The sequence below is a fragment of the Butyrivibrio sp. AE2005 genome (assembly GCF_000686965.1).
Lineage (GTDB): Bacteria > Bacillota > Clostridia > Lachnospirales > Lachnospiraceae > Butyrivibrio > Butyrivibrio hungatei_A.
Genome location: NZ_JMMD01000004.1, coordinates 63,566 through 87,666, shown reverse-complemented (window position 1 = coordinate 87,666; position 24,101 = coordinate 63,566). Strand labels below are relative to the sequence as shown.

Sequence of the window (24,101 nt, the reverse complement as noted above, 5' to 3'; positions counted from 1 at the left end):
GTGCAAAGGAGTTTATGATGAGCGAAGTGTTATATGCAATAGGCGTTGGCCCGGGAGATCCGGATCTGCTTACATTAAAGGCTGTTAAGACATTAGAAAAAGTAGATGTGATTGCTTGTCCTGCAAAAGATAATGAACCGGGAATCGCATATACAATAGCCTTGCAAGCCTGCCCCAATATAGCATCGAAGAAAACGCTTTCTCTTAATTTTCCGATGCAAAAAGAAAAACTGACGGATGCGCATAATAGTGCCGCAGAGAAGATCATTGCAGACCTAAGATCCGGCAAGAGCGTAGCATTTCTTACTTTAGGCGATCCCGGTTTTTATTCGACATTTTCCTACATTTCCGATGCGGTAAAAAAATCCGGTTATAACATCGAAATTATAACCGGAATTCCTTCTTTTTGCGCTGCGGCCGCCAAAATTGGATTATCAATTGCCGAAGGTGATGAAGCTGTAATGATCACAGCCGGCGAATACAAAACTTTTGACGGAACGCTTATAATCATGAAAGCCGGCAGTAAACTAAAAGAGTTGAAATACGCAATAAGAAATGACGGAAAAACTGCGTATCTCATTGAAAACTGCGGCATGCAAAATGAAACTGTTTATTCAGGTGTGGATGCAATACCGGATAAAACAGGCTATTTCTCTATCCTGATAGTAACCGCTTAATTATAATTTAGGATTACTTACCCTTTTTTCCCATATGATCCACTATCACCAGATACACATATCCCATGATGATAAGGAAAATAAGCAATGCCAATATCCACCATACACATCCCATAAAAGGTGACTCTTTTATAAATCCAAACGCTCCGGCAGGACTTCCCCAATTTAGGAAAAAGTATGGGTATGTATTTCCTTCATAGAAATCCCAACCTCTGACATAGCCTATTCCGGCATATATCACATATATAAGCGGCGGAATGATCACGTAAAGGACATCCTTCTTTTTGAACTTTACTCCGGGAATGATAACAAAGAAATCTGCAATGGACGCTATCGGAACAACAATATGCGCAAGCACGTTATGCAGATCCCATGCTTCCGGTCCCGAGGCCGGCGCAAGTACCGCAATAAATACAACGCCTGTGAGTGTAATGGCAACAGTTCCCACATACTTCACAATGTAATGTAATTCGCTTATCTTTTTGTTTTTCACGATCAAGTATAAGCCCACAGCACATATAACCGCTATCACAATATTTGATTGATTGGTGAAATACATAAAGATATTGAGGCCGCAAAAGAATACATTTCTGTCTCCGTAAGCACTTATGCCGGTTCCGATAAACGCAGACAATATTACGATCACCTTTAAAACACAGCTAAGCTTTTTTTGGGTGCTTGTCATTTCATTCATGTAGTATCCTTCTCCCTTCCTGCAAAGTCCTATATATTCTCTCTTTCTTTTTATACTACATTCTTTATAAAAAAATAGCCATACATATCTATTCGATATATACATATATTATAAACGTTTTTTTGTAAAAAGACCTCATCAAACTGTATACCAGCCTGATAAGGTCTTTTAATCATATTTCAGTATTCATTTATCAAAATCCGAAGAATCTCTTTATTATTGCTCCTATTATCTTCCAGATCGAACTTCCGGAATCTTCTTCCTCAAACATGTAGTCAAAATCTACTGTATCGGTTCCCTGCGTGCTTGTATCAAATCCCTGAGTGTTGCCGCATGTATTTCCGTTTGTATATCCGGGTCCTATCGGTGAAGGCTTGTATCCTGTACTGTCACCACCACAGGATGTATCTGTCGGCCATGTTCCGTTATTGCAATTACCTTCTGTTATTCCGAACGGCCAATTACCGTTGTTTCCGTTATTACTGTCTAAGCCGTTATTGCCACTGTTGTCATTGCTGCTATTATTGTTGTTATTATCGGATGATGTATTATTGTCCTTGTTATTGTTTTCATCACCACGATAATTTGTATCGGTTGAAACTCCTGAGCTGATCACATCATCTTTCTTGTCAGATGTGTCTGTAGGCTGAGCAGTATTTCCGTTTGAAGCACTGTCAGTTGCATTCTTATTTGCGTTATCCTTGTTATCGGTTACCTTTTGAGAATCAGTCGATGTTTCTTTATTTCCGTTGTCCTTATTTGAATTCTCTTTATTGGCATCATCCTTATTAGCATCTTCTTTTTTGTCATTATCCTTATTCTCGGTAACCTTCTCGGACTCTGAAGGTGTCTCATCAGTCTTCTTGTCAGGTTCAGGTGTTACCGCTGAAGTATCTTCCTTCTTCTCAGGTTCGGGTGTTACATCTTCTTTTTTCTCTTCCTGAGCAGGTGTAGGTGTACCGTCAACGCTTGATATCTTAACTTTATATGTAAATCTTGTATCGCTCTCAGTTGTCTTTGAGTTCCAGTCTGTGTGATATCCCTTAAGTCTGTCGGGTGTTGCACAAACTACAAGATAAGCCGCCGTCTCATCGCCATGAAGTGCGATTGTTCCTTTTCCGCTGCTGAAAGTCTCTGAATAACGAGTCTTGTTGTCAGCTGTATTTGTAACCAATGTTACTCTGAAATCAGATCCCTGTACTCCTGATGTGTTAACGAAGTCTGCAGAGATTCCGCCCTTCTTAAGATCAACATTAAGAGGGATTACGTTAAATCCGGTCTGCATAGGAGCCTTGTTTGCAGGAACTGCCTGGTAGCCCTGTGCATCTGCTCTTTCAAGAGTTGTATAGATCTTCTCACGATTTCCGGGTTCTCTCAAAGTCTCATTGTTGAGATGCTCAAGATAGAACTTCTGTCTGCTGAAATCCATAGTTGCAAGTCTCTTTGACATTCCGCCGAGGATTGTCTTGATTGGCACTCCTGAAAGTCTCTCGATTGTTGCATACATGGAATCGTCTTTCTGCTTGTTTTCCAAGATCTTATGAATAAGATCCATTCCAAGTCCCTGGATGTTATCAGGGTTCTCTGAAATATAAAGGAAGATCGGCCATGTGTCATACCAGTTGAGCATATGAGGCACATAGTAATCCGCATTTATCAAATATGGTGAAAAGAAATCCGAATAAGGTCCAAACTTCTTACCATGATAGCAATAATATTCACTTCCGAGGAACTGATCTCTGAACCAGTTAGCTGTTGACTCATACCAAGGATAGTCGATTGTTCCGCCCTGATAGTAAGTAAACACATGTGCAAGCTCATGAGGAAGTACCCAGCTTGGATTAGGATCGGATACTACCATTGCTCCCGGTGCAACAAAAAGGAATCCAAAGCCCTCTCTGTCGGTGTTCATATATGCCCAGTTATCTTCAAAGGCTCTAAGTCCTGTATTTGAAATATATACGTTAGTCTTGAATTTTGAATTGCCCGATACTCCGATATCTTTCATCTTAAGTTCCTGAGTATAAAAGGCGTAGATGTTTTCAAGATTTGTCAGATTTCCCTTGATGAATTCCTCATCAATTCTAATATTAGTTGAGTTGCTTTTTCCCCATATAATCTGGAAATGCTCAGAAGCCATACGGTTTACGCTGTTGTCAGAAAGTGAATAAAAAGCATCACGTACTTTGTAAGCGTCATTTCTTGTAAGATCGACAATATTTGAAGAAGCGACAGGTGTTGTTGAGATAGTGTTAACCGGTGCTGCTTCTATATCAATACTTTGAACCGGCGAAATTGCCAGCACCGCAGCCATTCCGACTGCCGTAAAAGTAGATAATAAGGTTTTTTTGTTCATATTGTACCCCCAATAGCAATGTAGGTAGTGTCATACATTTTATAAGAGACATTGCTAACGGGCATTTAACAATTTTTCGTAAATCAAAATGCCTCAAAAAATAAACTTTTTCAGTAAATATACCCCCAACGTCTAAATACTCAAGTTTCTCTCATAATTAACTCGACACCAACTATTAATATATTTGTTACAAACATTACTTTACCATTAACCTTTTATGAAATCAACCAATATAGGCTCTGATGTGTCGCACAATATGCAACAAAAAAGGAAACGCCTCGCAGCGTTTCCCATACTTACTTATTTTTTGAGATCCAATCATCAAGCGGTAACCAGTATCCCTTGGCCTTCAGCTCTTCTTCGATTATATCAAGCGTAGCTTCATCATCTGCGCTTATTACGTGATAATGATATCCACTTGTTGCAGAGCTTAACGTTTTAGATTTACCGGATTCAATCGCTTCCATAAATTTTTTTGCCTCACGGCGCGAACTGACATTGAGTGGTGCCTCCAGCCTGTTATAATATCTGTGATTTATTATAGTGCTCTCTGCACATCCTCCGTTATCAACTATCGTAAACAACTCATCCAGAATCTGCTCATCTGTGTGCCGGCTCTTTATTATCCTTTCACATCTGCTATCTGAATTAATGATATACCCTCGATTAGTGGATATAATATTTACACCGTTTGCCCTGATAAGTGCAATATCCGTGACCACCACCTGGCGGCTGACTTCCAACTGTTCAGCCAAAAATGTACCGGACACAGGCTTGTCAGATTTTTTTACAATCTCAATTATCTTATTTCTTCTGGCCTGTCCATCCATATGCCCTCCTATATTACGTGCAAGTTCTTCATTGAAATATCCAAGATCGGTGCCGCATAAGTAAGAGCACCACTTGATACATAGTCTACTCCACTATCGATAATATTTAAAATGTTTTCTTTTGTAACATTTCCGGAACACTCTGTTTTTGCACGTCCGTCAATGATCTTAACGGCCTCTTTCATTGTAGCAGGATCCATGTTATCAAGCATGATGATGTCTGCGCCTGCTTCTACCGCCTCTTTTACCTGATCAAGTGTCTCTGTCTCAATTTCAATCTTTCTTACAAAAGGAGCATATTCCTTAGCAAGCTGTATAGCCTTTGTTACAGAACCTGCCGCACCGATATGATTGTCTTTTAAAAGAATTCCGTCAGAAAGATTGTATCTGTGATTCTGACCGCCGCCGCATTTTACCGCGTACTTCTCAAAGATTCGCATATTGGGCGTAGTCTTTCTGGTATCAAGAAGAACTGTCTTGCTGCCTTCAAGAAGAGCTGCAACCTGATGTGTATATGTAGCAATTCCGCTCATTCTCTGAAGATAATTAAGCGCAACTCTCTCACCTGATAAAAGAACTCTTACGTCGCCTTTTACCTTTGCCATAAGCTGACCTTTTTTGACTTCATCGCCGTCTGTAACATATTTTTCCACAACAACGCTTTCATCAAGAATTTTAAATACTCTCTCGTAAACATCCATACCGCAGATGATTCCGTCCTGCTTACTGATAAGCTCAACTTCACCGTCCTGTGCCTTTGGCATAACAGCGTTTGTACTTACATCCTCACTTGATATATCTTCTCTGAGAGCCATCTTTATCAGCTCATCTGCATTTAATTTCATAGTTATATCGTTCATTTATACAGCCTCCTCTTTTAAAGCTCGTAATCTGGCTTCTTCTTTTATTTCTTTTACCACCATCTTGTGATATTTTTCCATAATTCCCTGAAGATCCTCATAATCATCAAGATTAACCAGATTATCAAAATCCTCTGTCTTTTTAAATTCCGGTACTGTCATAATATCTGCTGCCGCACGTTTTGCGAAAACAAGACTCTCCAAAAGAGAATTGCTTGCAAGACGATTTCTTCCGTGTACACCGTTACAGCTTGTCTCTCCGATTGCATAAAGCTGCTCCATAGTGGTCTTGGAATCCTTGTCCACATATATTCCGCCCATGAAATAGTGCTGTGCGGGCACAACGGGAACCCAAGTCTCCAATGGATTAAATCCCGCTTCGGCACAGTGCTTATATATATTTGGAAAGTGACTTAAAATCTTTTCTTTGGGAATCGGAGAAAAATCAAGCCACACATGCTCTGTTCCCTGCTCTTTCATCTTGGCAAATATCGCATTGCTGACCACATCTCTCGGCTGAAGCTCATCTGTAAAGCGCTCGCCGTTCTTATCACGAAGCACCGCGCCTTCGCCTCTTACAGACTCTGAGATAAGAAAACTTCTGCCACTTTGCTTTGTAAAAAGAGTAGTCGGATGAATCTGCACATAATCGCAGTTCTCAAGTCGCACATTGTGATACAAAGAAAGAGCCAGCGCATCTCCCGATATATGACGGTAATTGGTTGAATGCTTGTAAACACCGCCCAATCCTCCGCAGGCAAGAACCGTCACATCCGCTTCGATAGCTTCTGCTTTACCGTTCTCATCCGCAACTACAATACCATAACATACATTGTCTTTGCATACCCAATCCACCATTGTAGTATAGTCGATCAATGTGATATTCTCTCTCTCCTGCGCTCTTGCCAACAGTTTACTTGTAATCTCTCTTCCTGTGACATCAGCATGAAAAAGAATTCTATTGTCTGAATGAGCACCTTCCTTTGTAAATACAAATTGCCCATCCTTTTTCTCAAATTCCACTCCATAGCCCTCAAGATCGTGAATTATCTGCTGAGAGCTCTTTATCATGATCTCAACGGATTCTTTGCGGTTCTCGTAGTGCCCCGCTCTCATGGTATCCTCGAAATAAGAGTCATAGTCGTTATCGTCTCTTAACATGCAGATTCCGCCCTGAGCCAGAAAGCTGTCGCTTCCGTCAAGTGCATCTTTTGAAATGCAAAGGATTTTTTTATCCTGCGGAAGACTAAGTGCACAGAAAAGTCCCGCAGCACCTGTACCTACTATTACAACATCATATTTTTTTTCCATTATTTTGCCAGCTCCAACATTCTCGAAAGAGGCTTTAACGCAGCCGCCCTCGTATCATCACTTACTTCAACCACTCCCGTGTTGTCTCTCAAGCAATCTCTTACTTTCTCAAGAGTTACCTTCTTCATATTCGGACAAGTCTGTGTACTTCCTGCCGAATAGAATTTTTTGCCGGGATTGTTAAGTTCCAACTCATATAGCACTCCGAGCTCTGTTGCAACGATGAACTCTTTGCTGTCGGACTTCGTGGCATAATCTATAATGCCAGCCGTACTTCCGATATAATCCGCATACTCAAGCGCTGCAGAGGTGCACTCGGGATGTGCAAGAACTTCCGCACCGGGATGCTCCTCTTTTGCCGCCTTTAGATTCTCAGCTGTGATTCCTTTGTGTACATGACAAAATCCGTCATTAAATATAAAATTCTTTTCCGGAAGCTTAGATGCGATATATCTTCCGAGATTTTCATCGGGGATAAAAAAGATATTCTTATTAGGAAGAGATTTTACGATCTTCATTGCATTTGAAGAAGTCACGCACACATCAGAGTGTACCTTCAGCTCAGCAACTGAGTTGATATAACATACAACCGCAACATCATCATACTTCTTTCTTACCTGCTTGATGCGCTCAACATCTGCCATATGTGCCATCGGGCAGTCCGCCTGCATATCAGGCATAAGCACTGTCTTATCGGGATTAAGGATTTTTGCCGATTCTCCCATGAAACTTACTCCCGCAAAAACTATTGTTTTTTTATCCAATCCTGCTGCCACCTTTGCAAGATAATAGCTGTCTCCGACATAATCAGCGATTTCCTGCACCCAGTCAGTAACATAATAGTGAGCAAGGATCACTGCGTCCTTCTCTTCCTTCAGCCTTTCAATTTCCTCAATTATTTTACTTGTCATACATAGCTCTCCCTTTTATGAGTCATACATTGGTTTCCACAAGTCTACCACATGTAAAGTCTACTGACAAGACAGCTGTTAATTCACTTGAACATTGGCGTGTCAAGGAGACGGTTCTTCCCCTGTCTGCAAATACGGCAACTTCAGATCCCGTAACTTTTGCATCGATTTTCTTTCCATCAAGCTTCACACCTTTCATAAGCGCACTACGGTAACAAGCTCAACTAGACTCGAAAGAACCTCGCCAAGTTGACTTGCGTGGTTCGCACTAAGCTCGTAAAATACCTCGCTAAGTGCTCTACACAAAAAAACTGTAGTAGAAATTGTTTTCTTCTACTACAGTTCATAATTTAACTTATATATTTGTGCTTTTTATGTGGTTTTAAAAAATTCCCGAAATGGCATCATTTGCCTGTGATGTCGTTGATTATCTCACCTGCGATGATCAAGCCCACTACTGAAGGAACAAATGCGGTCGATCCGGGGATATCTCTTCTCTCTGTACATTTTCTTGCTGTTCCCGGAGGGCAGATGCAGTGCTGTCTGCAACTTATCGACATATCCTCATACGGTCTTATCGGCTTTTCCTTGGAATATACTACCTTAAGAGATTCGATACCTCTTTTCCTGCATTCACGTCTCATAACCTTGGCCAGCGGACAAATTGAGGTTTCATATATGTCAGCCACCTCGAACATTGCCGCATTTACTTTATTTCCGGCACCCATTGATGAAATGACAGGCACGCCTGCGTCTCTTGCTTTTTCTATTATTGCAAGTTTACCTGTAACCGTATCAATTGCATCGACAACGTAGTCATATTCTGTAAAATCAAACTGATCCTGAGTATCGGGAAGGAAAAAGGTCTTATATCCTCTGACTTCGCAGTCGGGATTTATCTCATGTATACGTTCTTCCGCAACGTCCACCTTGTACTTTCCGACTGTTTTCCTTGTTGCAAGTATCTGACGATTTATATTGGTAAGGCACACCTTGTCATCATCTATAAGATCAATGGCGCCTACTCCGCTCCTTACAAGAGCTTCCACGACATAACCGCCAACTCCGCCTATTCCGAAAACGGCGACGCGGGAAGCCTGCAGCTTGGCCATAGAATCTGCACCATATAACAACTGTGTCCTTGAAAACTGATTAAGCATCACAACCTCATTCTCAGGGAGTAATTCCCTCTATCTACTTCATTAACTAATTAGCCAAATCATAATATCATACTTCATACTAATTGCAAAACACAAAATAGCGGCAGTTTGCTATAGTTACACCTACGCCATCGCCATCAATTATATTTGATATAGCTATCAATATTCCATTCCAAGTACAAAGGAATATTGTAAGTTGTAGTAGATTCGCACAGATTCTCGGCTATATTCTTCCGGGATAATTTCAATCCCTTCTTTGGTTGATATTTCCTGCAAAATTGCCTATAGCTCTTTGCCTGCGTATTATCTGCTGTTTTTACTTCTACCGGAACAATCTCGCTTTCCTCTTCATAAATAAAATCAACCTCTGCCGTATTTCCTGAGCGCCAGAAAAACGGCTTTTTTCCAAGCGACTTAAGTTCATTTAAAACATAATTTTCAGCAAAGGCACCTTTATATCTGACGTAAAGATCCGTCTCTTCCAATATTGTATTCACAGATACTTTGGATTTTGCTCGCAACAAACCAATATCAGACATATATACCTTAAAATATGTTTTATCAGCCGCACCTTCCAACGGTAAGTCCGGCTTCTCAACCAATTCTGCTTTAACAAGCAAACCTGCGTCTACCAACCACTGTAAAGCATCCTCATTCTCAAAAGTTGAATCCAGCATCAGATCGGCGTTTGAAGCTCCGCCGTAGCAACAGCGGCATCGTCCGTTACTGACATTTCTCTGTAATTTAGCATTTACAAATTTTCCATCCTTCTTGGCGCTATCGCCATTATCAGTATATTTTCTCGATTTTTCCTTCGATTCCATACATGCGCATGAACTCTGCAAGATCGTCATCTCCCCTGATAAGCATGACTTCCTCAAACGCCCCTGTATGTATATCTCGGAAGCCCGCGACCTGCTCGCCGTTACATATGCTTGCTTTGATAACAGGACGCAGGTTCTCCCTGTCATATGTTTTTATTTCTCTTTTTTTCTTAAAAAACATATCGGTTCCTCCATCCTATATCATTTCTATATATCAAGAAGACGGTTCCAATGTCACAACCGTCCCCTTGACTTTTAATCTTGCTTTTCTAATCACTTAATCTCTTCAGGTACTAAAACTCTGGTGGAATAGCAAGCACTCCGGTTCTTCAACAAATATCAATCATACTCAAAAATTCCTTGAACCGCATCGGATACATTCACAATATCCTCATATGCAAGGAGATCTACTCTTTTACACCCTCTTGCCTTAGGGTCAATTGCTTTTATCTGTTCACAAATTACTGTTCCCGACTCACCTTTTTTCCCACATATCGGAATATGTATAGGACCGGCCTGAACATTAGGAAGCATCGGACATACATGGAATATTCCGGTTGCCTTTATAAATGCATTTTTACTAACTATAACAAAAAGTTGTTTTTTATAACCTGTAATCTTTATAATGTCGCCCTGATAATACTCGTTCATAAAATCTCTCTTCCTACCGGCTCGCCCCAATCAAAATCGCTGACCGTTATCTCACCGTTATATTCTGCCAGTCTTTCTTCAAAAGTTTTATGAACAAACTGTTTTCGGAGCACAATACTGTCATTTTGTACTTCTATGTCCAATACATCAGAAACCTTCCACTGAAGTTTTTCCAAAATATCCTTAGGTATGCGTATTCCCTGGCTGTTACCCCATGTCCTTATTGCTACTTGTTCCATGAAATCACCTCCTCGAATGTATATACATTATACGGTATATCCGTGGTGTCTTCAACAAAAAAGACGATGAGTCTTTTAACTCACCGCCTGAACCTTACTTCAATTTTGCACCATCCTTAAAGGCATTGCCCACCTTTTTCCCAATTCCGTAATATGCATTACCGAATGGATCAAAGCTTATCGGCTTAACTTTTGTGACATCAACAACTCCGTCTGTCACTACGCTTTCATCTGCTGAGACATTTACGATCTCTCCGACAAGAATGCCATCTTCAAAACTCTTTACTTTACACTCAAGAGCAACAGGAAGTTCATCAATTAAAGGAGCATCAACGAACTCGCTCTTTGTTGCGTGAAATCCGGCCTTTTCAAATTTATCAGGTACTTTTCTTCCTGATTCTATACCGACATAATCGCTTGGAATCACCTGCTCTTCTGTAGCAAGGCTTACTGTGAAAGCTCCTCTCTTTGCGAGATTGTCAGTAGTCTTGTGTTCAGACAAACTGATCGATATTTCTTTAAAATCAGTGGTTATGCCCCAGGCAGCATTCATAGCATTCGGCACTCCATTCTCATCATATGTTGCAATGATAAGCACCGGCTGCGGGTACATAAGTGGTTTTGCTCCAAAATTAACTCTGCTCATCTGCTTCCTCCTTTAACACAAGTTCTTTTACTCAGTATCTTCCCATCCCTTGCATACATCGCACCAGCCTTCGGCACCTGTAACCGCTTCGAGCTCTGAAGGTGTAATCCTGACGGAAGTAAACTCATTTCCTCCTGCCGGATGGACATATTCAAAACGCTTCATGGAAACGTCAAGCCAGATGGGGATATCATCAGCTATAGCAAAAGGACATACTCCTCCCGGCTGAAATCCCGTAATACTCTCCACCTGATCTCTGGGGACCATGTGAGGTTTAGTATGAAATAGTGTCTTGAACTTCGAACTGTTAACTCTTCCATCGCCTGCCATTACCACAATTACAGGTTTTTCATCAACAACAAAAGACAACGTCTTGGCAATCTCCGGCTCGGTACAGCCTATCTGCTGTGCGGCATGTTCCACCGTATCAATCGTTTCTGCATGCTCTGTAAGCCTGTCACCAAGGTTGTTGGAGATAAGAAACTCTTTTACCTTTTCATTAACCATTTCTACTCACCCCTCACATTTATTTAGGAAAAGAAAAATATCTACGCTACCATTATATCGCTATCCACGCGCTTTTTGCGTAAACATTTACCTATTGCCGGTGATAGCCGGAAGTTATAGCGCCTACTGCTTCCATGCAGTCCGGGCACATCTCATTTCCATATACTTTTAACATATTAAAGCATACTTCATGATCGAGAAGTCCTTCTGTCTCAGCCGTAAGAACTGTTGCTGTAGATTTAATACGAACACGCGCACTAAAAACAAAGGCCCTCCGCCATTCATAATGATGAACAGCGGAGGGCGAGATGTGATTATTATGTTGTTAGCCTTCAATGGCTATAAGGTTCTTTTCAGGGATTTTTTCCATTGCCTTTTTAGGAATGGTAAGTTTCAAAACTCCATGTCTGTAGGTGGCCTCAATGTCTTCTTTCTGAACATTCTCACCAACGTAGAAGCTTCTTGTCATTGATCCCGCGTACCTTTCCTGTCTGATGAGTTTTCCTTTCTTGTCATTCTCATCCTTATCAAGGCCTTTGGCGGCATTGATGGTAAGATAGCCTTCATCCAGCTCTACAGTGATCTCTTCTTTCTTGAAACCGGGAATATCAATTACTACTTCGTAGTTGTCATCTTTTTCCCTGACATCGGTCTTCATCATCCTGCCGGCTCTTCTTCCGTAGAGCTTCTTCTCCATGTTGTCGAATTCCTTAAGTTCTGGGAATCCAAACAGGTCATCCATAAATTTTTCTTCGAAAATACTAGGTACTAACATAATTCTTACCTCCTTTGCACATAGACAATTTTTTTGAATATGAGCATTGGGACGGAGGGTTCGGATCATTGGAACGTTAAGTCCTAACGGTCTTCTCTGTTCCTTTGTTCTACTTATGGTATAACACCACAATTAGCACTCGTCAATAGAGAGTGCTAATCTGATTAAAAAAGGCTTATTTCCATAAAAGAAAAAGCAGCGGAAACACTGATGTTTACGTCACTCTTTTATCTAGCACATATTAAAATGATTAAAAAAAGCTCAATCCGTTCACACACGATTTTCACGGGTAACATAAATATGACCAACGCCAAAAATGATTCCGAATACTATCAGTAGGAAATCTCTTCCTTACTCCTTTGCTAATAACTTTAATCCGGCGATTCCGACTACAATTAGAATAACACATATGACCTGTGGAACTGACAGTTTCTCATGAAAAAGAAAAATCACAAATTAGCAGCCACCGCCGTAAAACATCTCCAATTCTTCACGGGTATCCTTCAGAGCCTTCAATGTCCGCTCATTCCTTGAAGGAAAGTCAAACATTCTATAAATGTAACCCTGCTCCTTTGCTATCTCCCAGCTTTTTGGATATACCAATTCAAAAGCAAGAGCTATATGTCCGATCAAGTGCTCTGCGGGGGAATCCATCACGTCACGGTTTACTGCATGATGCTCCCTTACCTGATCCATGACTTTTTCAGAGACACCTGATGATAACAGCTCATCTTCAGAAACGTTGTATATCTCTTCCATAGGCGTCTCTACATTTACTCTTAATATATCAACCTTATCTGCGTCTCGTAAAATATTGCAGAAGATAAGAGTTTTTCCGACAACTGCTTCATCGATTCTGTATTTGTTATGCTGTCTTATGACTTTTTCCATCATCTCGTCAAAAGACCTGTCATCACAATAATTCAAGATGAGGTGCTCATCTCCAAATAAAAGATCCGCTCCAAACTCTGCATGATCTACTGATTCTGAATCTATGAAAGTGTTATATCTTTTTACCTGCTCAAATCTTCCTATATCATGGAGCATTCCTGAAAGCCATGCAAGCTCTATATCCTCATCAGATAAGCCAATTGACTTTGCAATCTCTTCACAAATATCTGCTACACGGTATGTATGGGCTATTTTTAGAGCAATCTTAGGATCCTCCGGATCATAATTCCTTGTATAGGAGGCAAACTGCTCCCTGACTTTTCTTCTGTCTATCTGCATAAATCATTATCTTTCTTATGTCTATGTACTTCTCATGTTTTTCTTTTGAACAAATTTTAATATACATTGGCTTCCCCACGCAACCACTACAATTGTATGCTTCAACTCTTCTTTACCGCAAATCTAAACATATCTGCACCAAGGATTTTCACATTCAGCTTATCTGCTTCATTTTCAAGAAGCTTCACTTCCTCGTCTGTGAGTTTTGTGTTTGCTGCCGCGAATAGATCATCAACCTGGTAAGGCTTATTTTCCACATAAGCCTCAGTCCAAGTCCTCCACATCAATCATCTTTATTGAAGTTTCACTAACCTTCTGCGCAAAGACTCCCATTCCTGGGATCTTCTTTCCGGTAAAAGAACCATCGTAAACCTCTTTTACTCCGCAGCTCGGGCTTCTTGACTGAAGAATACAAACTTCAACACCTGCATCCATTATCTTATTAAAGGCCGCCTCTGCTCCGGATCTGAACTCTTTATCAACAATCTTGCCTTCTTTATTGGTAACAACTCCGTTCACTATCTCAGCAGGAACCCTTGGTGTAGGAAGACCTCCCATTACCTCAGGGCATATAGGAATCACCTCGTGCCCTTCACAGAAAGCCCTGACCTTCTCGCTGTAGTTATTCCCACCATTATATTTGCAGTTCTCACCTAAAAGGCATGCGCTAACAGCTATAACCATTACCATACATACTCCTCTAGCATTTCATTTACTGATGCCTCCACCCTCTCATCGTCCTGCCTGCTTCATATCCCTGATACCGGATGATGCGATTCCCTTTATGTGTGTTTATCGGTATTTATGTGTGCTAAAGTTTTTTATAAATATAAATCCTCAATAGTAATCTTTACTATATTTTGAATATTCTCTTTTTCAAACCATTTAGTAAATCCATTTAGCGAAAAAAGCAGGAAACATATAACATGATAATTTCCGGAAAGTAGCTTTGATCTCCGCAGAAGAGTTTCATATATTTCCTCATCTATCTTCTCATTCTTAAACTTGCATTCTCCTATAACCGCAGTCTTATCTACAGAAGAAATGCCAACCACGTCAATATCCGCCGATTGTGTAAACTTCCGTCCTTCATCATCTATGATCTGTTCCACTCCCCACCAGGTGCCTGTCTGAGTCAGGAAGGAACCGTATGCACCCTGTATTCCTTTCTCTAACGTATAATAACGGCACATTTCTTCAAAAACAGATCCCATATATGAATGGATCTGCGGTTTGACAACCTTTTTATAGTATGAATCACCCTGTCCCATTTCAATTACACTTATCGCTTTGGGGATAAACTGATACCAGAATTTAAACATATGATCTTTTAGCACATACTGGGTTTTCTTCTTATTTTTTTCCTCCGTTATACAGTTCTTTTTCTCCACCAGGCCGACAGCGATCAGCTTCTCAAGGGAATATAAAACGGTGGTATCCTTCTCGTGTACTTTGGAAGCTATATTATTTAATGCATTTTCACCGGAAGCCACCTGCTCGATTATGTTGTTTACCAATGTCACATCTGAAAACTCCTGAATGAGGAGATTTCTGGTTTCGTCAAACAAATATCCATCCACATTAAAGAAAAGTCTTATAATATTTTCATCAAGACTCTTCCCTGCATCAAAAAGCGAAAGATATTTTGCCACGCCTCCGGTAACTCCATAACAGATTGCTTTTTCTTCTGCAGAATATTCAGGAACAAACAAAGCCGAATCCCTGTAATTAAATGCCTCCAGTTTTATCTGTGAATCACGCCTCCCGAAGATCGGACTTTTTTTACTGAGCACCTCTTTTTCCATAAAACTCAAGGCAGAGCCGCAAAGTATTATCATCATATTCTTATGGGTCCACTGTGTATCAATGTACTTTTGAAGAACTGATAAAAGTGCTTCATCCTTCTCTGCCCAATACGGCAACTCATCGATCACAAGGATTGTCTTGTGGTCATCCGGCGTCTTATTGGTAATAATGTCAAATACACTTTCTATCGAAGAAAATGTTGCCGAGCTCATAGCAGGATCCAGAACATCCAATACCTGCTTTGAAAACAATTCAAGATTTCTTTCTGCGCCAACCTTTGTAGCAGTATAAAAAATAACGTTTTTTCCTTTGATAAACTCCTTGATCAAGGTTGACTTGCCAACCCTCCGCCGTCCATATATGATAGTCATTCCAAAATCTTTCTTATCATACACATCTTTTAAGGCTTTCAACTCCCGCTCTCTTCCTACAAACATCTATCTACCCTCGTTATCATTTTCGTTCAGTTGTTTTTTATTCAATTCATTTTTAATAAAAACTTCTTGAATATAATTTACTGCTTTCTGATATTTTTTTCAAGATTTTTATTAAAGCATTTTGGCCGAAGCCGACAGGGAAGAATAGTCCTTCCCTGTGAGCAACTCCTTTGGAATCTCTACAGATGCATATTGTTCCGCTTGCGCGCCGTAAAAATAAAGCGCCAGGCTCACAACCTCTTTCGAAGTCATGATCTGACGCTCATCATTGCCGGTATTCTTTTGCAAAAGAAAATGGACTCGGCGGCTCGGGTGTTTTTTGTTTTCCCGTTCGCTTTGTCCATTGTAAATATAACACACCTATTTTGAAAAAAGAATACTCAAAACCTACCACTTTCCTACCAAAAACCTACTTTTTTCAAAAATTTGTATCATCCGCAGTAGATCTGTATCGCCCGGTGAGTAAATTCAGCAGTTCCTTCTCCGCCCATCTTATTAATGTTCTCGGTGAATTCTCCGCCACCGGCATACATCTTACCAAGCCCGGAAAGAATCTCATTAGAACACTTATAAAAATGCTCGGTAATAAAGCTCTGCAGCTTCCTTACCTGATCCTGTACTTCTGCAGAGGCAGGATCCTGATCCTTCATAGCTCCGAACTCTTCAAAGATTTTCATAAAATCGGCCATCATACTTTTTTCTTCGCTCTTTGACCGCTTACCGTTCTTCTCTTCGAATTCCTTATATTCCGGAGTATTGCCCCACCGTTCTTTTGCACGCTTAGCGTATTCGTCTAATTTGCTTGAATCAAATACTGTAAAATCCAAATGTCTCACTCCTCTCAGTTTTAAACCACGGCACATACTGATCAAATTTTCGATATGTTCCTTCTTTAATTCAAGAAGTTCTATCTGCTGGTCAAGTGCCAATCTCTTGTCAAAATCAGATCTGGTTACGATATCCTTGATATCCTTAAGCGGAAACTCAAGCTCACGAAACAGTAAAATCTGCTGAAGTCTCTCCAGCGCCGCATCGTCATACAGCCTGTATCCGGACTCGGTATACTCCGCCGGTTTTAAGAGTCCTATCTTATCGTAATACTGCAGCGTGCGTATACTCACTCCTGTCAGCTTACTCACTTCATTTACTGTCTTCATGGCTATCATCTCCTTCACGTGTGATTACATCATAAACTATTACGTTGCGTCATAGTCAAGCAAAAAATATATAATTCTGCAAAAAAAGATCGGCATCAAATCCATTTCTGAATTCTTTGCCGATCCTCTGCTTTTCCTTCTTTCGATTGTAGGTCTTTCCGCTCGGTACGCTCCTTGTCACGGGATTAAGTTCTCCCCAGGTGCGTCTCTGCTTTGCGTGATACTCGCGCTGCGCCTTCTTACTTCGCTTATCCAGCGAAACATACTTGTTCATGACTGTTACCTCCATAGTATATTGGGTTGCCCATCCATTATATCGGATGCGCAACTGTCTGTCATTATATCTGCGGATCCTCCTTGCATCGGAGTTTTAACTTCCAATTGAACTAAGTCGCTGCGCGACGGCCTGCCAAGGCTGTGGCGCAGCGTTTCTTTTACTCAAAAAGCAGTAGATAGTGAAACTATGATGATGTATGTTTAAGTTACCACACAAAAACCGAACATTACCAAGACCACTACTACTGCCATGAAAAGCGTATCATTTATCATTACTTCATACAAGCACTTTCATTGGGAACGTCCGCCTCCATGGTTAGGGTAACTTTCAGATTACTACTAACTATGGAGGTTTTTATGTACGAAGAAATTCTAACAAAAATTGAAAAGGAATGCGAAATAAGAAACCTTTCGCCAAGAACGTGTTTTATCTATAAGTTTCATACTTATCTGATTGGTCGTTCAGATTTATCCCAGGTTTCTTTAAATTATTCAGTTTTCAAATTTTTTCCTTAGTCTAATTATACTTATTACGCTTATATGATGCCACTTTCACTCACAATCAGCTTGATTCAAGTTGCCAATACCAGATAATTGCATTATAATTACAAATAAATAAACTATTACAATTTGAATGTAAAGGATTATATAGGTGTAATTATTATGTTTGAAAAAGAATTAGAAAAAGCTTTTGGCTTGGATTTTAAAGTTTCAGACAAATTACAAAAAACAGGTCTTCCCAGATATATGGCATCAGGAAGAGATATCTACATGGCAGAATCAGACGGTTTTGTTTTCTATATCATTAAAATTTCAAAAGCTGTTGATAGCAGGGTATTATCTAAGGAGATGGCACTTTACGAAGAAAATTTCCACGCTCCTGTCGCTTTTTTATTTAACGAACTTACCAAGAATAACAGAAACGCTTATATAAAACACCATATTCCTTTTATATTGGTACCGACACAGATTTATCTTCCATTTTTAGGAATGCTTTTTAGCAAGAAGCTTTCTGCATCAGAAAGAAAAGAATCGCTCCCGTTATCTGCCAACGCACAGAAAATTCTTTTTTACCTTATATACAATAAAAAAGAACAGTATTCGAAACAGCATCTTGCAACCACTCTTGATATTGATCCGGTCTATGTTACCAGAGGTACAAAAGAACTTGTATCAAGAGCCCTGATTACAGAAGTAAAGAATGGACGCAATATAGTGGTTGAACGAAAATATGATTCCAAAGAATTATTTGATATGTGTAGCACGGCACTCATTAATCCCATAGACAAAGTGATATTTGTAAAAAAGACAAATCTAGTTTCATGTCTTCCAAAATCATTTGACTATGCACTATCAGAAATCAGTATGTTGAACCCACCATCTGTGGAATCCTATGCTTGCTATAAAAAGGACAAAAAAGTTGAGCTTTTTGAAATTGTCGATGAACCAGAGTGGGAAGATTCTGATAAAATATGCAGAGTTGAGCTTTGGAAATATAATCCAAGTCAGCTAAGCAAAAATGCTTTGGTTGATGAGCTTTCATTGTATTGCTCATTAAAAGATACAAAAGATCCCCGAGTAGAGGGAGAACTAGAAAAAATGTTGGAGGACTTTAAGTGGCAGTAATTGGTATAGAAGAATTTGCAAGGCATTTCGCCGGTTATGAAGATTGTTATACTATCATAGGCGGTGCTGCATGCGAGATATTGATGTCTCAGACACCCAGAGATTTCAGAGCAACAAAAGATATTGATATGATCATCCTTTTTGAAGATAAGTTCAAAGAATTTGCCGAATTATTCTGGAACTACATTAAAGAAGGCGGTTATACATATGGATGGAAAAGCAACGATGAACCACACTTTTACAGATTCACCAATCCTAAAGAAGGATATCCCAAACAGATAGAACTTTTTTCAAGAAAACCAAATTACCACTTGGAAGCTGCAACCACTATTGTTCCTATCCATATTGATGAAGATGTCTCTTCACTTTCAGCCATTCTTCTCAATGATGATTTTTATGATTTTATGCTCAAAGGTCGAATTGTGATTAATGGACTAAGCGTATTAAAGACCAGTTATATCATTCCTTTCAAGATGATGGCTTGGATCAATCTTATGAGTGAAAAAGAAGAAGGCAAACACGTTAATGCAAGAGATTTAAAAAAGCATAAGAACGATGTTTTCCAATTGTTACAAATTATTCCGGAAGGAGAAACTGTTGAAGTAACCGGAGATGTTTCCGATGCCGTTGATAAATTTCTGGAAATGATCGTAAATGAAAACATAGTATTTGCTAATCTTGATATCGAAAGCGATATGGATACAGAAATAAAAGCGTTGCGGGAAATCTATATTAAAATTTGAAAAAAAATCCAAGAATCCTATCAGAAAGGTCAATTTGCATAACACCCAAATTGACCTTTTATGTACACCCCCTCCTTACAACACCGAAAGCGCCCTCACCTGCTCGATCTTCCTTTTTTAGAAAAATGTGGTCTTTATATCATGTTTTTTTATGAACTGATCATTCCTCTGACACACCATGTTTGTCCTGATATTTTATTGAGAAAACTACATACCGGTCCGAATATCTCCGTAGAAATTGAATAGTAAAAGATACTGAAAAAACTACGCCACTTGTTTTTTCAAATGGCGTAGTCAATGTACTTATATTTTTGACAACAAAAATCGTTTCAAGCCCAGTATTTATCAGCTGTTCAGCGATTTCAAGGTTGGAACGACTGCTCACTATACTGTCGTTACCCTGCATCATCCTGCAGTCCCAACATGTTATCAAGCTTCTCACTTGCCGTTACACTGCACCATACTGCACCTTACATTGGAATATCTGTGGCACAGATGTGGCACTCGGCAAATTTTTGTGGTACTTGGGAGTCCATCAAGGACTCTTCCTAAATGACATCATGATCATTTAACTGATCAAATATATCCTTCTTTTTACTCTCCGATACTTCGGCGTAGATGTCTAGGGTTGTCTGGATATCCTTATGCCCCATAACGGATTGTATTACCTTAACATTTGTTTCATTCTCACAAAGCCTCGTACAGAATGTGTGCCTTGTGATGTGGCAGCTGAAATCCGGTATTATTACCGGCTCTCTGCCTTCTTTCTTTGCATCCACTATTTCCTTTGCGTTATGATCCGATACTATGCGCTTTATTACCTTATTCACGCCAGCCGGATTGAGCAGCCCGCCAAAACGATTACAAAAGATGAAGTTCTTCATTCCTCCAAGCTCTACAACGCAATGATAGCCGTACTTTTCCTGGTTCTCTTTTTCAAGCTCCAGAGCTTCCTTGACCTTCTTGAGCATCGGAATAGTTCTGATACCCGCCTCTGTCTTTGGAAGTGCAAGCTCATATTCACACTTGTAGTTCTTGTCAGATCTCGGATAATAGGTAATATCGTGATCAATGGTTATAATCCCATTATCCATATCGGCATCATCCCAACGCAGACCGATAACCTCTCCTATACGGCATCCAGTACCAAACATCACGGTAAACAGTGGCTTCCATTTCAGATTCTTCTGAAGATTAAGACAATCAAGGAATGCCCTTTCTTCCTCTATTGTGAGTGCATGTCTTACCCCGGTCTCGCCGTCCCACTTCTTATTTACTTCAGCCATTGCTCCATCCGCAGGGTTATTACGAATGACATTATCCCTGACTGCGAGCTGGAAGGTGGGGCGTAGCACCGTATGAACAGAATCCACCGTGCTTACGGATAATCCCTTGCCAAGCAAAGCATTGTAAAACAGCACCACATCAGAATACCTGACACTTGAAAGTTTCTTCTTTCCGAATCCGTTTCTTACGTAGCGGTCATAGGTATACAGGTAATTGGTTCGTGTCGAACTACGAAGTTCAGTCTTAGTAGCTATGTAGCGGTCAAATGCGAAGTTCACATCTGCTTTGCCCTGGACATACATATCAAGTCCATCAAGCTGATCCCGCTGAAGCTGCTTTTCCTTCTCCCTAAGTTCCCCTAAGTCCTTGGAGTAGATACATCTCCTTTTTCCAAGGGGATCCGTATAGGAGTATCGGTAAAGCTTCTTCTCCTTCTTGTAGTCCTCGCCCTTGTGTAGTACCTTGCCCTTAGTGTCTTTCCGTATTTTTGCCATAGTTCATCCCTTTCTATTCAGGAAAGAGATTTTGCAAAATTACTTGTGCTTGGTTTCAAACAGTAGCCTGACACCTTCACGTATGGTTTCTGTTATGGTCTGGTCGTTTTGGTCTGCACGCTGCTTTAACTGCTCAAATTCTTCATCGGTAAAGCGGATGGATATTTTACTCGACTTAGGCTTTTCTGCCTTCGGTCTTCCCATCTTTGCCAAATCAGCGTACCTCCCTTCAACCATCCTCATTATACTTTTTGTCCTACAACATGTCAAGGTTTTTGTCCTGCAAAATCTCCTAACCGAACCTTATGAATTGTTGAGTTTTATGTACTCTTCAACCTTTTCAAGATCCACAAGCGCTATCTTATCAACATGTACAACCGCATCGGAATTGTTTGCCAGATCAGTAAACTTCCTCTCGCTCATGCTATACAGTTCTGCGCCTTCTTTATACCTAACATATTTCTTTGTTGAGTATCTTTGCGTCCGCAGGAGAACAATAGAAAAGACATCACTCGGCACATAAAAGACCATATCGTTATAGATGCACTTAACGAGGCTCTCTTCATCTTTCTCTTTCGCCATAGGCTTATGCTCCTCTCGCTATAATATTTCATGGCTAATCAGCCAGTAAAGGCGCACTTATCCCCTAAAACTCAAATTCTCTTTCGCAAATGCGCTTTTATTGACCGATAAACCTTTTTCTTAAAAAAATACTTTGCAGTGATCCTGGGTACAGATCACATTGGAATTCCACCAGCTTCATCAGCCCCCACTCTCCGGGGAAGTAACTTTAACTAAGGAACGCATCATTGCCATAGGATCCCCAATCCTATTCTCAGCAACATATACGACGCTCCACAGCTCATAGAGAAATTCGCTTTTCTTCCTAAATATAAGAGCCGCATCATGGCGTACTTGCTGTTTGGCTTAACGCTCCGGTTGTTCTGCAAAGTACAACAATATTCAGTTTTCAAAGTTCAGTGCCACCGTTACGGTGGTAATTCCTAACGCCGGACTTGTCAGCCCGAAAGGTACATAAGCGACACCTGCAGCTGCTACACCGCTTTTAGGCTTATGCACCTTATGAGAATGACAAATAATAAATAATGAAGGCGATAGGAATCAGGAGTTATCGTTATAGTTGATTATTCCTTAAAGTTCATTACTGCGTTATCGAGGATAACGCCAATATCCCCGAGGAGATTGTCAAAGTCAAACATATCGGGGCTGAAGCCTATAGCCTCTGACAAGGCCATTATCTCTTTGTTCAACTTATAACGCATAAGCCTGTCATAGTGCGCTCTCACATCAAACAGCGCAACAATATTGCCGGTAATAGCTGGCCTGATGAGATCAGCCTCCGGCGGAGTATATTTACGCCTCTTCACTTTCACTTGCCGCTCCTTTCCTCAATTCTTTAATCGCCTTCGATTTTGTTGATTTTACTGTCTCGTACTCAATGCCCAGCTCGTTAGCGATTTCCTCAAGCGTCATATCCAGCAGGTAATACATAAGTAAAATCTCACGCTTTCGTTTCTGTAATTTGGGGAGCAATTTTGCAAGGCGCTCATCTCCAATGAAGACATCCTTGCCCCGTACTGTCATTTTTACTGCGTACAGGTTGTCATGCTCATCTTCATGCATCATCATCGACGGATCTATCTCACCGCCGCCAAAATGAAGGATCAGGTACTGTGCCTGTTTGAATACCAGGTTGTGTGCTGCTCTACCAATCACCTCCTTGCAGTAACAGTCAAACCTGTCCCTTAAACTCCCATCTTTATCTTTTGGATCGAATTCATAGCCGCTCATAGTTATCCTTTCTACAATTGGCTCCTGATTCCGTCCTTCATTACAGAGAAGTATTTTCGAGGTCCAAATGTGGGTATAAATTTTGAAAAAAATTATTTTTCTTTCAAAACTTTACATTTAGACTTTACTATTATATAATTAAAGTGCGTTAGTTTCGAGGAGGTGATGCAAAATGTCAAAACTTCGAGAACAAAGAATTGAAATGCTAAAAGAAATGGCCGAGAAGACCGGCGGCATGATCACAACATCCCAGATAGAAAAAGCAGGTATCAGCCGTGTACTGATACCCACCTTTATTGATGAAGGCATTCTTGTAAAAGAAGCTCGTGGAATATATTATTATGCAGATGAGTTCCCGGATGATCTCCAGATCATACAGGCGAACAACCCAAGAGTAGTTTATTCCTATGGCACTGCCCTTTACCTTTGGGATATGTCCGACCGTACTCCCCACGTATGGGATGTCTCCGTGCCACAGGGATTTAATGCAACCCGGTTAAAAAAGGACAATAAGAATATCAGATTACATTATATAAATGCCGATAAATGGAGTGTTGGCATTACAGAGACCTTGACACCGGACGGAAACAAAGTCCGTCTGTATGATAAGGAACGATGTATAATTGACCTGATCAAGAAAAAAGACAAGATAGATAAGCAGTTATATCTGCAGGCTCTGCACGAATACTTTAATGACCGAACTAACGACCATGCGCAGCTTATCAGATATGCTAAGATCTTCCATATAGAAAGACCTGTCCGAGATTACATGGATATACTGACAGGCTGAAA

The 24,101-nt window shown here is 40.4% G+C and carries 29 protein-coding genes; 4 read left to right on the top strand and 25 right to left on the bottom strand.

Annotation, left to right across the window (positions count from 1 at the left end):
* Window positions 1-17: 17 nt before the first annotated feature.
* Window positions 18-677 (top strand): precorrin-2 C(20)-methyltransferase, encoded by a 660-nt coding sequence (cobI, locus tag DL92_RS0105030; protein WP_026667088.1) that lies wholly within the window; start codon window positions 18-20, stop codon window positions 675-677.
* Window positions 678-690: 13 nt separating this feature from the next.
* On the opposite strand, the gene DL92_RS0105025 is transcribed toward cobI, so the two are convergent.
* The 20 genes from DL92_RS0105025 to DL92_RS18275 all read right to left on the bottom strand — a co-directional run bounded on the left by DL92_RS0105025 (window position 691) and on the right by DL92_RS18275 (window position 17,345).
* The gene (locus tag DL92_RS0105025) at window positions 691-1,371 is read right to left on the bottom strand and encodes a Pr6Pr family membrane protein (RefSeq protein WP_155841034.1); all 681 of its coding nucleotides are present in this window, start codon (window positions 1,369-1,371) and stop codon (window positions 691-693) included.
* 193 nt (window positions 1,372-1,564) lie between these two features.
* Window positions 1,565-3,727: a DUF6055 domain-containing protein gene (locus tag DL92_RS20090; RefSeq protein WP_051198997.1), complete on the bottom strand. Its 2,163-nt coding sequence runs from the start codon at window positions 3,725-3,727 to the stop codon at window positions 1,565-1,567.
* 296 nt (window positions 3,728-4,023) lie between these two features.
* Window positions 4,024-4,557, bottom strand: a complete 534-nt coding sequence (locus DL92_RS0105015) for a transcription repressor NadR (protein ID WP_026656047.1) — start codon at window positions 4,555-4,557, stop codon at window positions 4,024-4,026.
* 8 nt (window positions 4,558-4,565) lie between these two features.
* Window positions 4,566-5,417 (bottom strand): carboxylating nicotinate-nucleotide diphosphorylase, encoded by an 852-nt coding sequence (gene nadC / locus DL92_RS0105010; RefSeq protein WP_026667086.1) that lies wholly within the window; start codon window positions 5,415-5,417, stop codon window positions 4,566-4,568.
* The gene (locus tag DL92_RS18285; protein ID WP_026656049.1) at window positions 5,418-6,728 is read right to left on the bottom strand and encodes an L-aspartate oxidase; all 1,311 of its coding nucleotides are present in this window, start codon (window positions 6,726-6,728) and stop codon (window positions 5,418-5,420) included.
* On the bottom strand, window positions 6,728-7,639 hold the full coding sequence (gene nadA, locus DL92_RS0105000) for a quinolinate synthase NadA (RefSeq protein WP_026667085.1): 912 nt from the start codon (window positions 7,637-7,639) through the stop codon (window positions 6,728-6,730). The genes DL92_RS18285 and nadA overlap by 1 nt, the downstream gene beginning before the upstream one ends.
* Window positions 7,640-8,043: 404 nt before the next feature.
* Window positions 8,044-8,799 carry a tRNA threonylcarbamoyladenosine dehydratase gene (locus DL92_RS0104995; RefSeq protein ID WP_026656050.1) on the bottom strand — a complete coding sequence of 252 codons (756 nt, stop codon included), beginning with the start codon at window positions 8,797-8,799 and terminating at the stop codon, window positions 8,044-8,046.
* Between the two features lie 137 nt (window positions 8,800-8,936).
* Window positions 8,937-9,623 carry a DUF4143 domain-containing protein gene (locus tag DL92_RS18280; RefSeq protein WP_026667084.1) on the bottom strand — a complete coding sequence of 229 codons (687 nt, stop codon included), beginning with the start codon at window positions 9,621-9,623 and terminating at the stop codon, window positions 8,937-8,939.
* Window positions 9,589-9,804: a hypothetical protein gene (locus DL92_RS0104985; protein WP_026656051.1), complete on the bottom strand. Its 216-nt coding sequence runs from the start codon at window positions 9,802-9,804 to the stop codon at window positions 9,589-9,591. Before DL92_RS0104985 ends, DL92_RS18280 begins: the two co-directional genes overlap by 35 nt.
* A 158-nt stretch (window positions 9,805-9,962) precedes the next feature.
* Complete coding sequence (locus DL92_RS0104980) at window positions 9,963-10,274, bottom strand: type II toxin-antitoxin system PemK/MazF family toxin (protein ID WP_026667083.1); 312 nt, start codon at window positions 10,272-10,274, stop codon at window positions 9,963-9,965.
* Complete coding sequence (locus DL92_RS0104975) at window positions 10,271-10,513, bottom strand: AbrB/MazE/SpoVT family DNA-binding domain-containing protein (protein ID WP_034468474.1); 243 nt, start codon at window positions 10,511-10,513, stop codon at window positions 10,271-10,273. Before DL92_RS0104975 ends, DL92_RS0104980 begins: the two co-directional genes overlap by 4 nt.
* 94 nt (window positions 10,514-10,607) lie before the next feature.
* Window positions 10,608-11,159, bottom strand: a complete 552-nt coding sequence (locus DL92_RS0104970; RefSeq protein ID WP_026667081.1) for a flavin reductase family protein — start codon at window positions 11,157-11,159, stop codon at window positions 10,608-10,610.
* 27 nt (window positions 11,160-11,186) lie between these two features.
* Window positions 11,187-11,666: a YbaK/EbsC family protein gene (locus DL92_RS0104965; protein WP_026667080.1), complete on the bottom strand. Its 480-nt coding sequence runs from the start codon at window positions 11,664-11,666 to the stop codon at window positions 11,187-11,189.
* A gap of 325 nt (window positions 11,667-11,991) precedes the next feature.
* Window positions 11,992-12,441 carry an Hsp20/alpha crystallin family protein gene (locus DL92_RS0104960; RefSeq protein WP_026667079.1) on the bottom strand — a complete coding sequence of 150 codons (450 nt, stop codon included), beginning with the start codon at window positions 12,439-12,441 and terminating at the stop codon, window positions 11,992-11,994.
* A gap of 456 nt (window positions 12,442-12,897) precedes the next feature.
* Entirely contained in the window at window positions 12,898-13,671 is a 774-nt protein-coding gene (locus DL92_RS0104955; RefSeq protein WP_026667078.1) for an HD domain-containing protein, read from the bottom strand.
* A 101-nt stretch (window positions 13,672-13,772) separates the two neighbouring features.
* Window positions 13,773-13,928, bottom strand: coding sequence for a hypothetical protein (locus DL92_RS20975; protein WP_155841032.1), 156 nt, complete (start codon window positions 13,926-13,928; stop codon window positions 13,773-13,775).
* 7 nt (window positions 13,929-13,935) lie between these two features.
* On the bottom strand, window positions 13,936-14,355 hold the full coding sequence (locus DL92_RS0104945; protein ID WP_026667077.1) for a 2-thiouracil desulfurase family protein: 420 nt from the start codon (window positions 14,353-14,355) through the stop codon (window positions 13,936-13,938).
* 137 nt (window positions 14,356-14,492) lie between these two features.
* Window positions 14,493-15,914 (bottom strand): ATP-binding protein, encoded by a 1,422-nt coding sequence (locus DL92_RS0104940; protein ID WP_026667076.1) that lies wholly within the window; start codon window positions 15,912-15,914, stop codon window positions 14,493-14,495.
* A 431-nt stretch (window positions 15,915-16,345) separates the two neighbouring features.
* Window positions 16,346-17,071 carry a MerR family transcriptional regulator gene (locus DL92_RS0104930; RefSeq protein ID WP_026667075.1) on the bottom strand — a complete coding sequence of 242 codons (726 nt, stop codon included), beginning with the start codon at window positions 17,069-17,071 and terminating at the stop codon, window positions 16,346-16,348.
* A 55-nt stretch (window positions 17,072-17,126) separates the two neighbouring features.
* Entirely contained in the window at window positions 17,127-17,345 is a 219-nt protein-coding gene (locus tag DL92_RS18275; RefSeq protein WP_196803696.1) for a hypothetical protein, read from the bottom strand.
* A 665-nt stretch (window positions 17,346-18,010) separates the two neighbouring features.
* Here DL92_RS18275 and DL92_RS0104915 point away from each other — a divergent pair.
* Window positions 18,011-18,973 carry a hypothetical protein gene (locus DL92_RS0104915; protein ID WP_026667074.1) on the top strand — a complete coding sequence of 321 codons (963 nt, stop codon included), beginning with the start codon at window positions 18,011-18,013 and terminating at the stop codon, window positions 18,971-18,973.
* A complete protein-coding gene (locus DL92_RS0104910; RefSeq protein ID WP_242845833.1) occupies window positions 18,964-19,716 on the top strand; it encodes a hypothetical protein in 753 nt (250 codons plus the stop codon). The genes DL92_RS0104915 and DL92_RS0104910 overlap by 10 nt, the downstream gene beginning before the upstream one ends.
* Before the next feature lie 548 nt (window positions 19,717-20,264).
* Here the strand turns inward: DL92_RS0104910 and DL92_RS0104900 are convergent.
* The 5 genes from DL92_RS0104900 to DL92_RS20085 all read right to left on the bottom strand — a co-directional run bounded on the left by DL92_RS0104900 (window position 20,265) and on the right by DL92_RS20085 (window position 23,309).
* Window positions 20,265-21,497 carry a site-specific integrase gene (locus DL92_RS0104900; protein WP_026667071.1) on the bottom strand — a complete coding sequence of 411 codons (1,233 nt, stop codon included), beginning with the start codon at window positions 21,495-21,497 and terminating at the stop codon, window positions 20,265-20,267.
* A gap of 39 nt (window positions 21,498-21,536) precedes the next feature.
* Window positions 21,537-21,701, bottom strand: coding sequence for a CopG family transcriptional regulator (locus DL92_RS18270; RefSeq protein WP_242622791.1), 165 nt, complete (start codon window positions 21,699-21,701; stop codon window positions 21,537-21,539).
* 99 nt (window positions 21,702-21,800) lie between these two features.
* A complete protein-coding gene (locus DL92_RS0104890; protein ID WP_242622789.1) occupies window positions 21,801-22,079 on the bottom strand; it encodes a DUF6462 family protein in 279 nt (92 codons plus the stop codon).
* Window positions 22,080-22,642: 563 nt separating this feature from the next.
* Complete coding sequence (locus DL92_RS0104885) at window positions 22,643-22,885, bottom strand: hypothetical protein (protein ID WP_155841028.1); 243 nt, start codon at window positions 22,883-22,885, stop codon at window positions 22,643-22,645.
* On the bottom strand, window positions 22,872-23,309 hold the full coding sequence (locus tag DL92_RS20085) for a sigma-70 family RNA polymerase sigma factor (RefSeq protein ID WP_051625227.1): 438 nt from the start codon (window positions 23,307-23,309) through the stop codon (window positions 22,872-22,874). The genes DL92_RS0104885 and DL92_RS20085 overlap by 14 nt, the downstream gene beginning before the upstream one ends.
* 172 nt (window positions 23,310-23,481) lie before the next feature.
* Here DL92_RS20085 and DL92_RS0104875 point away from each other — a divergent pair, with 172 nt between their 5' ends.
* A complete protein-coding gene (locus tag DL92_RS0104875; protein ID WP_026667068.1) occupies window positions 23,482-24,099 on the top strand; it encodes a type IV toxin-antitoxin system AbiEi family antitoxin domain-containing protein in 618 nt (205 codons plus the stop codon).
* Window positions 24,100-24,101 lie beyond the last annotated feature (2 nt).